Origin of the sequence: Lysinibacillus sp. NPDC096418 (assembly GCF_044762775.1) — a bacterium.
In the GTDB taxonomy this organism is placed as follows: domain Bacteria; phylum Bacillota; class Bacilli; order Bacillales_A; family Planococcaceae; genus Lysinibacillus.
The window spans coordinates 53812-67969 of sequence record NZ_JBIWEY010000016.1; the positions used below are offsets into that span (position 1 = coordinate 53812).

Consider the following 14158-nt stretch of genomic DNA (forward strand, 5'->3'; position numbering starts at 1 on the left):
GAACATAGCAATTATTTTGAGGAGTAGTCCTTTTTTCTCATTTTTAAAAATATAATTTTTTTTAACCTAAATTTAACCTTTGCTTTTTATGCTAAAAAAGAATGATGCAAATGAGTGTCTTACTTTGGGAAGTTACTTATTTTTTGAAAATAAATATGCGTACCATTAACATTCGTCAGTATTGCATAATCAGTTCCCAAACTAAAGTGGAGTTGGGGCGCTTAGAAAAGATAAGTATCTAAATATACAAGGAAGGGGCTTTCAAAAAGGCGACTCTAGATTTTGTTAGAGGTGTTGATAGAATACAAACTTAGATGTTAAGTAGGAACTTACTCACTAGATGCTGTTAGTTGAAGTAGCAGGAAATGCTGTACGCAGGATACTAGAGTTGTTGAATGGATATTAATAGCAACCTTCAAGGAGGGCTAATGAATGAAGAAAAATAAATGTGCAGGATTAGTGGTTATAATTCTATTATTATCTGTTATAGTACCTGATTTTGCACCACAGGCTGCAGGAGGTACAGTAACAAAAACCTATACAGCCACCGCGGATACGATGGAATTAAATGGCCAAGCGGAATATAACGGTATTTATGATAATTACGGTGGTGGTTATCTTTATGTCGGCATGAGCAATAATGACGGCTTCGTCAATGTTCGGAACAGAACGGGCGTATCTTTCAATCTAGGGGCGCCAGAGGGGACTATTGTGTCAGCAGAGCTGGTTCTGACGGTTGCTACTGTTCTCAGAGTTCCTAACCATACTTTGTATATGGAACTTAGGGGCTCTGTTGCGAATTCATTGGACCATAGTTTCACTGGTACTTTCCCCTCTGTAGATACGAATAGCCCCTATGCAGATAAATTCACTGCGAAGAGCACTGCTGAGGTGCCGATGGGTACTTATCTTCAGGATCAGACAATTACGCTTAATGTGAAGAGTGCTGTCGATGCCTTTACAGATGGTTCTGATTGCATGATAACCTTTACACTTAACGGGAATGAAGCTGATGCGGATAGTGGGAGATTTTTATTGTACTCCCTAGAAGCTTCGAATGCTGCATTTCGTCCGAAACTGGTCGTTACTTATGCGACTGGACCTGTCAATAATCCTCCTACGGGTTCTTTCACGATTGCTGAAGGAGCAGCTACAAGCAACAGCATAGTCAATCTATCCGTAACGGGCTCAGATCCTGACGCAGGTGATAGTGTTACCCATATGAGATTTGCGGATAGCGCTGCTAATTTATCGATGGCATCTTGGTTGCCTTTCAGTAATACAGCAACATTCAGTCTAAGTGGAGGAGATGGATCGAAGACCATCTATATGCAGTTAAGGGATTCCAATAATGGGATCTCAGCTAATTCTTCTCAAACCATTCTATTGGATCAGACAGCTCCAACAGGTACACTGACTATTAATGATGGTGCCATATGGACGAATTCGGGTTTAGTCACATTGAAGGGAACCTATTCGGATGGAAGCGGCTCAGGAGTTGAGCAGGCACGCCTATCCAATACCAACGGCACTTGGCAGACCAGTTGGTTCAACATCGCTGACTTGAACGGGAGATCATGGGTCCTTCCGGCTGGCGAGGGAGCAAAGACCGTATATGTACAATATAGAGATAAAGTCGGTAATTCGAGCAGTTCAACTATTAGCAGTACGATTACATTAGATAGCACAGCTCCTGTTATTACGAATGTATTGAATAACAAAGAATATAACAGTACAGTTACACCTCAATTTAACGAAGGCAGCGGATTGCTCAATGGCAATCCTTATACTAGTGGTACAACTATTACACAAGATGGATCGTATACGCTGATCGTCACTGATCCAGCAGGCAATAGTTCGACGGTGAGCTTCAAGATTGATACGGTGTCACCTAGCGTGTCGGGAGTAACGAACGGTGGAATATACAACACGAACAAAACGATTACCTTTAACGAAGGAACAGCGACCTTAAACGGAGCTGCTTTTAGTAGTGGTGCACAGGTTACTCTAGATGGTGTGTTTACTCTGGTCGTAACCGATGCAGCCGGAAATATAACAACGGTTAATTTCGAAATCGATAAGGTAGCCCCTACAGTGACAGGGGTTGTGAACAATGGGTATTACAAGGAAGCTGTTACGATCACTTTTAACGAAGGAACAGCAACGTTGAATGGAGCGGCCTTTACTAGCGGTACAGTCGTTACACAAGATGGCATCTATACGCTCGTTGTAACTAATCAGGCAGGCAATGTAACGACGGTAAACTTCATGATTGATAAGACAGCACCAAGTGTAACAGGAGTGTCTGATGGTGGGGTTTACAAGAACAAGGTAACTGTCGGATTCAATGAAGGAACGGCGACGTTGAATGGAACAACTTTTTACAGTGGAACGGAAATTGACCAGGATGGAAGCTACATGTTGGTCGTAATCGATATGGCAGGTAATAGTACGACAGTTAGTTTTGAAGTTGACACAAAAGCCCCAATTATTACTGGAGTATCTGCTGGAAAGGTATACAAAGCGAAGGTAACGCCTATCTTCAACGAAGGAACAGCGACGTTGAATGGGGCAACTTTTATCAGTGGTACGGAGATTGACCAGGATGGAGACTATGAGCTTGTCGTTACAGATGCGGTAGGTAATGTAACGACGGTAAACTTCATGATTGATCAGACAGCCCCAAGTGTAACAGGAGTGTCTGATGGCGGAGTTCACAAGAACAAGGTAACTGTCGGATTCAATAAAGGAACGGCGACGTTAAATGGAAAAACTTTTGTCAGCGGAACGGAAATTGACCAGGATGGAAGCTACACATTGGTCGTAACGGATGCGGCAGGCAATGTAACAAAAATTCAATTCATAATTGATAGAACTCCCCCCACAGGAACGATTGTCATTAATAGTGGTTCGGCTACTACAAATAGCAAATCTGTGACACTTAATCTGACTTCATCTGACGGCGGGGGAAGCGGAGTCACTGAAATGCGGTTTTCTACAGATGAGCTAACTTGGTCAGCGTGGGAGGAAGTAGCGCTCACAAAAAAATGGGATTTAGTAGGGAATGCTGGGCCAAAGAAGATCTATGTGCAATATCGTGATGCTGCGGGAAATTCAAGCATTTCAAACGTGGCATCAATTGAGTATAAGACGAGCAACGGTTCAGATAATGGTGGCGGTGGCTATGTTCCGACACCGGAGCCAAGCCCAACACCAGTAGCACCAAAGCCAGAACTACCAGCACCAATAGAACCAACACCAATACCAATAGAACCAACACCAATACCAATAGAGCCAACAAAGCCAGCACCAATGCCAGAAGAGCCTGAAAAAACAGAAGAACCAACGCCAAGCTATCGATTCAGCGATATCTCAACGAACTGGGCAAAGGACATGATTGAAGATATCGCGGAACGTGGCATTATTACTGGCTACCCAGACGGCACATTTCGACCAAATGATCTAATCAAACGCGAACACGTTACGGTGATGTTTGCCCGTGCTTTCGAGTTAACACCAAAACGCGATGCCGTATCGTTTAGTGATGTGCCAACGAGTCATCCATACTATGAGGCAATTACAAGATTACAGCAAGCAGGCGTTATAGACGGTTCAACCGGTGCATTCAATCCAAGTGATTCACTAACGCGAGCACAACTAGCGAAAATACTTGTCCTCGCATTTGGACTCACACCAGGTGGCACAAGTACTTTCCAAGACGTTCCGAAAACGCATTGGAGCTATGACTATATTGCCGCACTCGCAGATGTCGGCATTGCACTTGGTGACAACGGTAATTTCAGACCAAATGAGCCAGTGACACGCGCGCAATTCGTGGCGTTTATGTACAGAGCTCTCAATCTATAAAATTAACACGCTACAAAAGTGAGAATCTAAGCTTTTGTAGCGTGTTTTATTTTGTAAATAAGTTGGTAGTCATAAATAAAAATGAAGGAAAATAAACACACTACTATGTATACACGAATAAGATGTGTCTGAAGAAGTACCTTAGAGGTAGGTGTTCGAAAGTGAAGAAAAAATGGATAGCTACACTTTGGCTAATATGTGCAATGGGATTGGCAGGATGTCAGGAGAAATCAGAGAAAGAACAAACGTTAGAGAAAAAAATAACCGACTTGGAACAACAAATTGAGGAAATACAAAAGCCGGTTAACTACGAACAAGAAGATGCACAAGAGGTCGTAAATATCGTCGATCCAAATACGTTGGAAATCATACACACGTTATCCCCGCAAGACTTAGGGTATGGAGAGGACTTTGAAACGTATAAAAAGAAAATTGAACAAGTAGCGAAAGAGCTAGCGAGAGGAACTGGCACAGTAGCGGGTTATGATCAGCGAATGGTGCTAGATCGGATGGATGAAAAGGGACAAATCATTAAAGGGAGTCCAATGATTCTCTTAAAAGAAAGTGAATTGGTGGAGAAGATTCTCGCTGTATCGGGAACTGGCGGGAATGTTGAAATGCCCTTGTATGTCACAGAAAGCGGTTATTCTTTTGAGGACATTCCTCACTTAGAAGAGGTAGTGGTTGCTTCTTATACAACATATTTTAACTCCGCAGATGTTGGCAGAAATAAAAACATAGAACTTTCAGCACAAGCTATTAATAACGTTATTGTTGGCAGTGGCGATCAATTCTCTTTTAATACGGTTGTAGGTCCGAGAGATGAGGCAAACGGCTATCAACCTGCGCCTGAAATCATCAATAAAAAAGTAGTGATGGGCATTGGGGGGGGGATTTGTCAAACGTCCTCAACCTTATTTAACGCAGTTGATCAGGTATTTATCAAAATGGTGGAAAGACATCACCATTCATTAGATATAGGTTATGTACCTAAAGGAAGAGATGCAACCGTTTCGTATGGTGGATTGGACTTCAGATTTCAAAATACAAGCGATGTTCCCTTTTTAATAAAGACGATTTACGGCAAAGACTTTCTGACGGTGGAAGTAAGGACATCGGAGAGATATGAAGAAATTTTGAAGAAGACACCATAAAAAAGATTCCAACAGTAGAGGGGAAGGCTATCTGCTGCTGGAATCTTCTTATTTAAATAATCTCTAAAATTTCAGCAGGGGCGTACACTTTGAAGTCGGGTTTTTCTGATCGCACAACTTCAATAGCATCGTACCCCCAGCTAACCCAAATAATTGGGACGCCGACTTTCTTACAAGCTACAATATCACGTTGTTCGTCGCCAACGTATATCACTTCAGAAGGCTTTAATTGTTGATCTTTTAAGTATTTATGAATGATTTTATCTTTGCCAAAAATATGACTAGAGCAAATCACATTTGTAACTGTATCAATTTTGTTCAACTTTAAAAATTCTAAAATATTTTCTTGATCATTAGAAGAGATAATAGTAATGGTGTGCCCCTTCATCTTAAGTTCTTGTAACAAGTCTTTCATACCATCAATCAGGGGAATTTCCTTGATGGATTGACGGAATAACCGATAAAATTGAGGAATAATGATAGGTATTTTATACATCGGAAAGTTAAATAACTTACTACGCTCCGTGAGGGATAACTTTTTTAGCGATTCTAATTCATTAAGCTTTATCTTTTTATATTGATATTTATCCGCTAACGTATTCCACGTAGACATAAAAACTTGTGTAGAATCGGCTAGCGTGCCATCAAAATCAAAAATGATATGTTTCATGGATAATTGAACTCCTTTAAGATTTAGTTGTATCTTCGTCATATCTTAGTAGGGTACGCATGGATTGAAGAAATGGTCATGCTTTTGTCCTGTATTATTTATTATGCTTGATAATAGTTTCCACGAAAAGCCTTTACATGTATAGATAATAAATAATAATAGTAGTTACTAATATTTCCACACTGCTAGGTAGTGTTTGTAGCGGCTTACGATATGTCTACGGAAAGCTCATATACATAAATAGAATGGAAATAACTGTTTTGAAAATTACCCATTGTTAGTAATTAGAACTTCGAGAGTAGTTATTATTTGCAGTGCTATGTATAATAGGAGTCTGTGTTAGGAACAAGTTCGATACAAAATGAATATAAAAGAGGCTTCGTAATGAGTAAAAATGGATTTAAGGAATATACATTAAGTAATGACATCATAATGGCGCTGGACCGACTAGAATATACACAACCAACAGAAGTTCAAAGTAAGGTCATTCCGTTAGCATTAGAAAAAATGGACCTTGTTGTAAAATCGCAAACTGGTAGTGGGAAAACGGCATCTTATGGGATACCGATTTGTGAAGCCGTTGATTGGCTAGAAAACAAACCACAAGCGTTAGTGTTAACACCGACAAGGGAACTTGCTGTTCAAGTAAAAGAGGATTTTACGAATATCGGTAGATTCAAACGCATTAAAGCAACAGCGGTTTATGGGAAACAGCCAATTGCCATTCAAAAAACAGAACTAAAGCAAAAAACACATGTCGTTGTTGGTACGCCAGGGCGCATGCTAGATCATATTGAAAGAGGCACATTGGTCTTAGACAAAATTCGTTATCTTGTCATTGATGAGGCGGACGAAATGCTGAACATGGGCTTCATCGAGCAAGTTGAATCTATTATTAAACAAGTACCTCAAAATCGTGTGACGATGTTATTTTCAGCTACATTGCCTGAAAAAGTAAAAGATTTAGCGCTTAAGTATATGAAAACACCGACTGATGTCGAGATAAAGGCAACAGGATTGACGACTGATAAAATTGATCACTCTCTTTACGTTGTGGAAGAAGATCAAAAACTATCTGTGCTACGTAACGTCACGATTGTTGAAAATCCAGATAGCTGCATCATCTTTTGCCGCACAAAGGATAGAGTCGATACATTGTGTGAGCAATTAATCAATTTTGGCTATAGCTGCGATAAAATTCACGGTGGAATGGTACAGGATGCACGACTTGAAGTGATGAATGATTTTAAAAGAGGCGATTTCCGCTATCTGGTTGCCACAGATGTAGCTGCTCGCGGTATTGATATTGATAATATTACGCATGTCATCAACTATGATTTGCCATTAGAGAAAGAAAGTTACGTTCATCGTACGGGAAGAACGGGACGAGCAGGACTGCAAGGGAAAGCCATCACACTTGTAACACCATTTGAAGATCGTTTTTTAAGTGAAATTGAAGACTATATTGGCTTTAAAATTCCTAACAAATTAGCACCAACTGAAGAAGAGGCTTCGCAAAAGAAAGCAGCTTTTGAAGCGAAAATGGATATTGAACCGGCATTGAAAAAGGCCAAAAGTGAAAAGCTTAACGAGCAAATCATGAAGCTCTATTTTAATGGTGGTAAGAAAAAGAAGCTGAGAGCTGTAGATTTCGTTGGAACAATTGCCAAAATAAGTGGTGTAACAGCTGAGGATATCGGCATCATTACAATTACAGATACATTTACTTACGTAGAAATACTAAACAATAAAGGGCCGATAGTCTTGAAAAACATGAAGAAAACGACAATCAAAGGTAAGTTATTGAAAGTATATGAAGCAAATAAGTAAGAACAAACAGCCAGTTCACGGTATTTTACCATGGATTGGCTGTTTTTTTGCGTTTGTTCAATGTAAATACTTAACTATTTGGCTGTAACCAGGCATGATGGACATGTTTAAAGTCATATAATATAGGTAAATGGATTGTTAGTATTTTATTGAGGTTGGGGGTTTTTAATTGACAGTAGAGAAGAAGTCTATATATGCCGTCTTTGGTCCAGAGTTTTCGGGAATTGTGCTCACATTTCATGAATATCTAAATAGAGTAAAAGGCAAGAAAAAGACGATTGGAAAAAAGTTTTCATGTGAAAAAACGGCCTATCAATGGCTAGAAACCAATAAGATATCTTCTGTGAATTCATTAAAATCAACTAAACCAAAAGAAACGTTTACCAATAAAATAAAGAAAGAGTCTAAACAAAATACAGAAGTAGTCATCTATATTGATGGCAGTTACAAAAATAGTCGTGGGAAGTATGGAGTCATTGGTTTTGCACCGATGAGGACGGAGCCGTTATTTAAAACGTTTGGCTATGTTTTTGATGAGGAGTTCAATAAACTACATAATATCGGTGCTGAATTAATGGCCTGTTTACGCGCGTTAGAGTGGGCATACAGTAATGGTATGAAAACGGTTCATATTATTTACGATTGTGAGGGAATTATCATAAATCAGGAGAAGGAGCAAACTCAAGGTGCGCGTAAGACATATTATCAAACAGTTCAAGCGTTCAAAAGTAAGTTAGACATTCATTTTTTACATGTACGCCATGGAAATAACGTCTTACATCAAAAGGCGCATATACTATCTCAGATGGGTATTCATTAAATTAAGGAGTATGAAAAAGTATTAGTGGATAATATTATTAAATAATGTTATCGTTAGTGCTAGTTAAATAGAATTTCCTTCGGGGTAGGGTGAAAATCCCAATCGGCGGTGATGAAGCAATTCAAAGTCCGTGAGCGAAAGCTGATTTGGTGCGAATCCAAAACCGACAGTTATAGTCTGGATGGGAGAAGGATTAAAGTGTAATCTTTTTAAATTTGTCTGAATTTAAAAGGTCTATTTGTGTACGCTTTTTTCAAACCTACTTCCCATCGCCTACGTTGGGGAGTTTTTTATTTAGCTGAAAATGAATATTTTCGTATGTTCTTCGGGGTAGGGTGAAATTCCCAATCGGCGGTGATGAAGTAATTCAAAGTCCGTGAGCGAAAGCTGATTTGGTGCAAATCCAAAACCGACAGTTATAGTCTGGATGGGAGAAGAACAATTGAGATGGTAGCCTGTGGAAATTTTTTGTATCCATAAGGTTTATTTGTTTACGTCTCTTTTACATAACCTCCCAAGCCCCTTACATGTAAGGGGCTTTTTATGTGTTTTGAATTAGAAATGAGGTGAGACGGATAGCATCATTGAACTGACGGATAGGGCAGCTGAAGTAGTGGATAAAAGTCAAATAGAAAGCAGGTGACAGAATGTTTACGGGGATTGTAGAAGATGTTGGTGCAGTAAAAGCGTTACAAAAAAATAGGCAAAGCATGAAAATCACGGTTGCATCACCTATGATAACTGCAGATGTCAAGCTAGGTGATAGTATTGCGGTCAATGGAGTTTGTTTGACGGTGACGCATTTTAATGAGCGAGAGCTGACGATGGATGTGATGCCTGAAACGGTAAAGGCAACAAACTTACAGCAGCTTGCAGTGGGAGATGCTGTGAATTTAGAGCGTGCAATGTCTGCGAATGGACGGTTTGGTGGACATTTTGTATCTGGGCATGTAGATGGAGTAGGCAAAATTTTGCGTAAACGACCTATGGCCAATGCGGTGTACATTGATATTGAGGTAGGAGAAGAATTGACGAGCTACTGTATTCCAAAAGGCTCGATTACCATTGATGGTACTAGTCTGACGCTATTCACCGTTGAAAAAAGCAGTGTAACGGTATCGCTCATTCCGCACACGTACAAGGAAACGATATTAGGTATGAAAAATGAGGGTGCCCTTGTTAATATTGAAACGGATTTGGTCGGCAAATACATTGTTAATCAATTACAACGTGGGCAAGCAACTTCGACTATTACGAAGGATTATTTAACACAACACGGATTTTAAGGGGGCTTTAATTTTGCTAAATACAGTTGAAGAAGCATTAGAGGATTTGAAACAAGGGAAAATAATTGTCGTGGTAGATGATGAGGACCGTGAAAATGAAGGCGACCTACTCGCGTTAGCCAAGTATGTGACACCTGAAACGATTAACTTTATGGCTACATATGGTAAGGGTCTAATTTGTACACCCATTTCGCAACAGCTGGCACAAAAATTAGCACTTCATCCTATGGTCGAAAATAATACTGACAATCACCAAACGGCATTCACCGTTAGTATAGATCATGAGGATACAACTACAGGAATTAGTGCCTACGAGAGGGCATTAACGATTCGTAAAATGCTAGATCCACAAGTGGAAGCGGCTAATTTCCGTAGACCAGGGCATGTGTTTCCACTCATTGCAAAAGATAATGGTGTCTTGGAACGAAGAGGGCACACGGAGGCGACGGTCGATTTAGCTAAGCTTTGCGATAGCGATCCAGCAGGCATTATCTGTGAGATTATGGGCGACAATGGTGAGATGTTGCGATTTGATGAGCTAGTAACGTACGCTGCAAAGCACAACTTAAAAATGATCTCTATTGAGGCATTAGCCACATATCGACGTAAACAAATTGAAGTAGTAAAAAAATTAACAGTGTAAAAGGGGAGAATTCATTATGGGAAAAACATTTGAAGCACAATTAATCGGAACAGACTTGAAAATTGCGGTGGTAGTAGGGCGTTTTAATGAATTTATAACAAGTAAGCTATTAAATGGAGCACTAGATGGGCTAAAACGTCACGACGTGGATGAAGATAATATTGATGTTGCATGGGTGCCAGGTGCTTTTGAAGTACCGTTCATAGCCAAACAACTTGCTGAAACAAAGAAATATGACGCAATTATTGGACTTGGTACAGTCATTCGCGGCTCTACAACACACTATGATTACGTGTGCAATGAAACAGCAAAGGGCATCGCCAGCGTTTCACTTACTACAAATGTTCCTGTGACATTTGGCATCGTAACAACTGAAAACATCGAGCAAGCTATTGAACGTGCCGGTACAAAATCAGGCAACAAAGGCTACGATGCAGCGATGTCTGCAATTGAAATGGCGAACCTAAAGAAGATGATTGGATAAGACGAAAAGGTAAAAAAGAATCCGATAGCGAGAGAAGTAATAATGTCAATTACAGTATAAGCAGCGGATAAATTTAAAAAATACATTTGACGTTTCCGACCATTTTTTGTATTATGTTGAAGAAAGAGTGCCCGGACTAGAACGGGAGAGGTTCATAGCTGATACCCTCTATAAAAAACTATGGAAACATGACTTTATGCCATGTCCATAACGGACGTGGCTTTTTATGTTTTTTACATATGTTTTAATAGAACGATTGGTGATACCTCTCTTGAAAAGTGTTGGGAAACATTTTACAAGGAGGTTTTTTTATGTCTGGCCGAAGCCATGAAGAAGGTTTGAAAGATTTAACACTATTAGGAAATCAGGGTACTAAATATTCATATGATTATGCACCAGAGGTACTGGAGGCAGTAGATAATCTACATTCCGATCGAGATTATTTTGTAAAGTTTAATTGTCCAGAATTCACGAGTTTATGCCCACTTACGAATCAACCTGATTTTGCAACGATGTACATCTCGTATATCCCGGATAAAAAAATTGTAGAAAGTAAATCACTGAAATTGTATTTATTCAGTTTTAGAAACCATGGTGATTTCCATGAAGATTGCGTCAATATCATTATGAACGATTTAATAAAATTACTTGATCCAAGATATATCGAGGTTTGGGGTAAATTTACGCCACGCGGAGGCATTTCGATTGATCCGTGGTGTAACTATGGGAAAGCGGGGACTAAATACGAAGAAATAGCAAATTATCGTTTAATGAACCACGATCTTAACCCAGAAAAAATAGATAATCGATAAAAGATGAATTGAATCGTTCAATTTAGAAAGAGGTTTTTAGCTACCCTCTTAAAAAAACTAAGAAGAAAGCAGCACTTTTTCTTAGAGTGCTGTTTTTTTGATATAAGGGAGTTTTTATAGATGAAGCAGGAAAAAGCAATCGTTGTGTTTAGTGGAGGTCAGGATAGTACCACTTGTCTGTTCTGGGCAAAAGAACGTTTTGAAGAGGTTGAGGCAGTGACGTTTGATTATGGTCAAAGGCATCGCCTTGAAATTGAGTGTGCGAAGGGGATAGCAAAGGAGCTCGGTGTTAAGCATCACATTCTTGATATGTCACTCCTGAATCAGCTTGCTCCAAGTGCATTGACACGACAAGACATAAAGGTTGAAAACGGAGAAAATGGTGAGCTTCCATCGACTTTTGTACCTGGTCGGAATCTGCTCTTTCTTTCATTTGCTGGAGTTATTGCGAGCCAAGTAGGTGCCAAACATATCGTGACGGGCGTTTGTGAAACGGATTTTAGTGGATATCCGGATTGTCGAGATGTTTTTATTAAATCCATGAATGTAACGTTAAATTTATCGATGGACGATTCTTTCGTGGTAGATACACCGCTAATGTGGCTGAACAAGGCACAGACTTGGGAGCTTGCTGATCAGTTCGGGGCACTTGAATATGTTCGGGAAAGAACGTTGACTTGCTATAACGGTGTAATAGCAGATGGCTGTGGTGAATGCCCAGCATGTGAACTGCGAAAAAAAGGACTTGATGAGTACTTGAGCTGTAGGAAGGAGTCTTAAAGCATGTATGATTTTAGAATTGTCGATAAGCTCCAAAAAATAGATGAAGATATTCATAGGAGTCAATTGAATTATCATTCAAAGCGTGTTCTCGTGAGCAAGGAATTTACATTCGATGCTGCTCATCATTTGCATGACTATGAGGGGAAATGTAAAAATCTCCACGGCCATACGTATCGCGTTGTATTAGGACTAAGCGGATACACGGATGAACGCGGTTTAATGATTGATTTTGGCGATATAAAAGAAATATGGAAACAAAAAATAGAGATATATTTGGATCATCGTTATTTAAATGAAACACTACCGCCAATGAATACGACGGCAGAGAATATTGTAGTCTGGATTTACGAGAAGTTGGTGGAAGCTTTGCTTGAAGAACAGCGATTTAACGGGGCGCGTGTAGAATTTATCAGGCTGTATGAAACGCCAACAAGCTATGCTGAAGCGAGGCGGGAGTGGATGGACGTTGAGTAAAGTACCAATTATGGAGATTTTTGGACCGACGATTCAAGGCGAGGGAATGGTAGTGGGCCAGAAGACGATGTTTGTGAGAACTGCTGGCTGTGATTATTCCTGTTCGTGGTGTGATTCATCGTTTACGTGGGATGGTAGTGGGAAGCATCTTATTGTCCAAATGACGGCGGAAGAGATTTGGTCTGAACTGAAACGTCTTGGAGGCAGTGGTTTTTCATTTGTCACGATTTCGGGCGGCAATCCTGCACTCCTTCGAAATTTGGAAGAGCTCATTGCGATTTTAAAAGAAAACGACATAAAGGTCGGGGTGGAGACACAAGGAAGCAGGTGGCAAGAGTGGCTGTATGAGATTGATGAACTGACCATTTCACCAAAGCCCCCTAGTTCTGGAATGACCACTGACTATCTTGTACTCTCTGATATTTTCAAAAAACTTAAAAGTCGGAACAGCGATCAGCGTATCTCCCTCAAAATAGTTGTTTTTAATCAAGAGGATTATGAGTATGCAAAACAAATTCACTTTCGATATCCAATGATCCCCTTCTATCTCCAAGTCGGTAATGATGATATAACGACGACTGACAATCCGCGATTGATTAGCCAGTTATTAGAGAAATATCAAAAGTTAATTGACAAAGTGATTGAGGATGAGGAATTAAGAGATGTCAAAGTATTGCCACAGCTGCATACCCTTGTTTGGGGAAATAAGAGAGGTGTCTAGTTAGCAGTTATAAAACTGTCATTAACTTTAATTGAGGAGAAACATCATGAGAATATTATTCTATTTATTATCTATTGTCATCGCTAATGTGGTAACGGCAGCATTTGCGCCATTACAGTTTGGCATGTTTATCGTTCCGATGGGGACTCTATTGATTGGGGCGACTTTCATTTTCCGAGATCTTGTGCAAAACAAGTATGGAAGAGCAAAGACGTATTTGTTTATTATTATAGCTTTAATCTTATCGGCAGTTGTCTCATTTATACTTGGGGATACGCTATTGATTGTGGTAGCATCGGCACTTTCATTTGTCGTTGCTGAAACAGCTGATACGGAAATCTATACAAGGTTGAAACTACCAATGGCTTGGCGTGTGTTTTATAGTGGAATTGTTGGAGGATTTCTAGATTCCGCGATTTTCGTAGTAATTGGTCTGAGTCCGCTTGGTGCCAATATATTGCCTTGGGAAGCGGTACCAGCAGCTATTTTAGGTCAAATTATTGTGAAGACGATTATTCAAATGCTCGGTGCACTGATTTTAGGTCAAGTCGGTGTAATTAAGGAAAAACATCTTATTTCAGATTAAGTTGGAAGAGAGTCCGGCACGTGCGTAA

General features: G+C 39.8%; 13 protein-coding genes and 3 riboswitches. Of the genes, 12 read left to right on the plus strand and 1 reads right to left on the minus strand.

Annotation, left to right across the window (positions count from 1 at the left end):
• Positions 1-432 precede the first annotated feature (432 nt).
• Positions 433-3867, plus strand: coding sequence for an S-layer homology domain-containing protein (locus tag ACIQZG_RS13420; RefSeq protein ID WP_402755754.1), 3435 nt, complete (start codon positions 433-435; stop codon positions 3865-3867).
• A 161-nt stretch (positions 3868-4028) separates the two neighbouring features.
• Positions 4029-5021 carry a VanW family protein gene (locus tag ACIQZG_RS13425; RefSeq protein WP_402755756.1) on the plus strand — a complete coding sequence of 331 codons (993 nt, stop codon included), beginning with the start codon at positions 4029-4031 and terminating at the stop codon, positions 5019-5021.
• Between the two features lie 52 nt (positions 5022-5073).
• Here the strand turns inward: ACIQZG_RS13425 and ACIQZG_RS13430 are convergent, their stop codons facing one another.
• Entirely contained in the window at positions 5074-5691 is a 618-nt protein-coding gene (locus ACIQZG_RS13430) for an HAD-IA family hydrolase (RefSeq protein ID WP_402755758.1), read from the minus strand.
• Positions 5692-6075: 384 nt separating this feature from the next.
• Between ACIQZG_RS13430 and ACIQZG_RS13435 the strand changes: the two genes are divergently transcribed.
• The 10 genes from ACIQZG_RS13435 to ACIQZG_RS13480 all read left to right on the plus strand — a co-directional run bounded on the left by ACIQZG_RS13435 (position 6076) and on the right by ACIQZG_RS13480 (position 14130).
• Complete coding sequence (locus tag ACIQZG_RS13435; RefSeq protein ID WP_402755760.1) at positions 6076-7521, plus strand: DEAD/DEAH box helicase; 1446 nt, start codon at positions 6076-6078, stop codon at positions 7519-7521.
• 169 nt (positions 7522-7690) lie between these two features.
• Positions 7691-8341 (plus strand): reverse transcriptase-like protein, encoded by a 651-nt coding sequence (locus ACIQZG_RS13440; protein WP_402755762.1) that lies wholly within the window; start codon positions 7691-7693, stop codon positions 8339-8341.
• A gap of 71 nt (positions 8342-8412) precedes the next feature.
• Positions 8413-8538, plus strand: a riboswitch (FMN riboswitch).
• A gap of 120 nt (positions 8539-8658) precedes the next feature.
• Positions 8659-8784: riboswitch (FMN riboswitch) on the plus strand.
• Between the two features lie 204 nt (positions 8785-8988).
• On the plus strand, positions 8989-9627 hold the full coding sequence (ribE, locus tag ACIQZG_RS13445) for a riboflavin synthase (protein WP_402755764.1): 639 nt from the start codon (positions 8989-8991) through the stop codon (positions 9625-9627).
• 13 nt (positions 9628-9640) lie between these two features.
• On the plus strand, positions 9641-10270 hold the full coding sequence (gene ribB, locus ACIQZG_RS13450) for a 3,4-dihydroxy-2-butanone-4-phosphate synthase (protein ID WP_402755766.1): 630 nt from the start codon (positions 9641-9643) through the stop codon (positions 10268-10270).
• 16 nt (positions 10271-10286) lie between these two features.
• A complete protein-coding gene (ribH, locus tag ACIQZG_RS13455; protein WP_402755768.1) occupies positions 10287-10754 on the plus strand; it encodes a 6,7-dimethyl-8-ribityllumazine synthase in 468 nt (155 codons plus the stop codon).
• Between the two features lie 141 nt (positions 10755-10895).
• Positions 10896-10942: riboswitch (PreQ1 riboswitch) on the plus strand.
• Positions 10943-11065: 123 nt separating this feature from the next.
• Positions 11066-11566 carry a preQ(1) synthase gene (gene queF, locus ACIQZG_RS13460; RefSeq protein WP_402755770.1) on the plus strand — a complete coding sequence of 167 codons (501 nt, stop codon included), beginning with the start codon at positions 11066-11068 and terminating at the stop codon, positions 11564-11566.
• Positions 11567-11686: 120 nt separating this feature from the next.
• Complete coding sequence (gene queC / locus ACIQZG_RS13465; RefSeq protein WP_402755772.1) at positions 11687-12346, plus strand: 7-cyano-7-deazaguanine synthase QueC; 660 nt, start codon at positions 11687-11689, stop codon at positions 12344-12346.
• Between the two features lie 3 nt (positions 12347-12349).
• Entirely contained in the window at positions 12350-12823 is a 474-nt protein-coding gene (gene queD / locus ACIQZG_RS13470; RefSeq protein WP_402755777.1) for a 6-carboxytetrahydropterin synthase QueD, read from the plus strand.
• Positions 12816-13544, plus strand: a complete 729-nt coding sequence (gene queE / locus ACIQZG_RS13475) for a 7-carboxy-7-deazaguanine synthase QueE (protein ID WP_402755779.1) — start codon at positions 12816-12818, stop codon at positions 13542-13544. Before queD ends, queE begins: the two co-directional genes overlap by 8 nt.
• Positions 13545-13590: 46 nt before the next feature.
• Entirely contained in the window at positions 13591-14130 is a 540-nt protein-coding gene (locus tag ACIQZG_RS13480; protein WP_402755781.1) for a VUT family protein, read from the plus strand.
• Positions 14131-14158 lie beyond the last annotated feature (28 nt).

What these genes read in the sequence shown, in the direction of transcription:
- ACIQZG_RS13420 (WP_402755754.1), top strand. Translation starts at nt 433, where the DNA reads ATGAAGAAAAATAAATGTGCAGGATTAGTGGTTATAATTCTATTATTA.
- ACIQZG_RS13430 (WP_402755758.1), bottom strand. Translation starts at nt 5,691, where the DNA reads ATGAAACATATCATTTTTGATTTTGATGGCACGCTAGCCGATTCTACA.
- ACIQZG_RS13435 (WP_402755760.1), top strand. Translation starts at nt 6,076, where the DNA reads ATGAGTAAAAATGGATTTAAGGAATATACATTAAGTAATGACATCATA.
- ribE (WP_402755764.1), top strand. Translation starts at nt 8,989, where the DNA reads ATGTTTACGGGGATTGTAGAAGATGTTGGTGCAGTAAAAGCGTTACAA.
- ribH (WP_402755768.1), top strand. Translation starts at nt 10,287, where the DNA reads ATGGGAAAAACATTTGAAGCACAATTAATCGGAACAGACTTGAAAATT.
- queF (WP_402755770.1), top strand. Translation starts at nt 11,066, where the DNA reads ATGTCTGGCCGAAGCCATGAAGAAGGTTTGAAAGATTTAACACTATTA.
- queC (WP_402755772.1), top strand. Translation starts at nt 11,687, where the DNA reads ATGAAGCAGGAAAAAGCAATCGTTGTGTTTAGTGGAGGTCAGGATAGT.
- queD (WP_402755777.1), top strand. Translation starts at nt 12,350, where the DNA reads ATGTATGATTTTAGAATTGTCGATAAGCTCCAAAAAATAGATGAAGAT.
- ACIQZG_RS13480 (WP_402755781.1), top strand. Translation starts at nt 13,591, where the DNA reads ATGAGAATATTATTCTATTTATTATCTATTGTCATCGCTAATGTGGTA.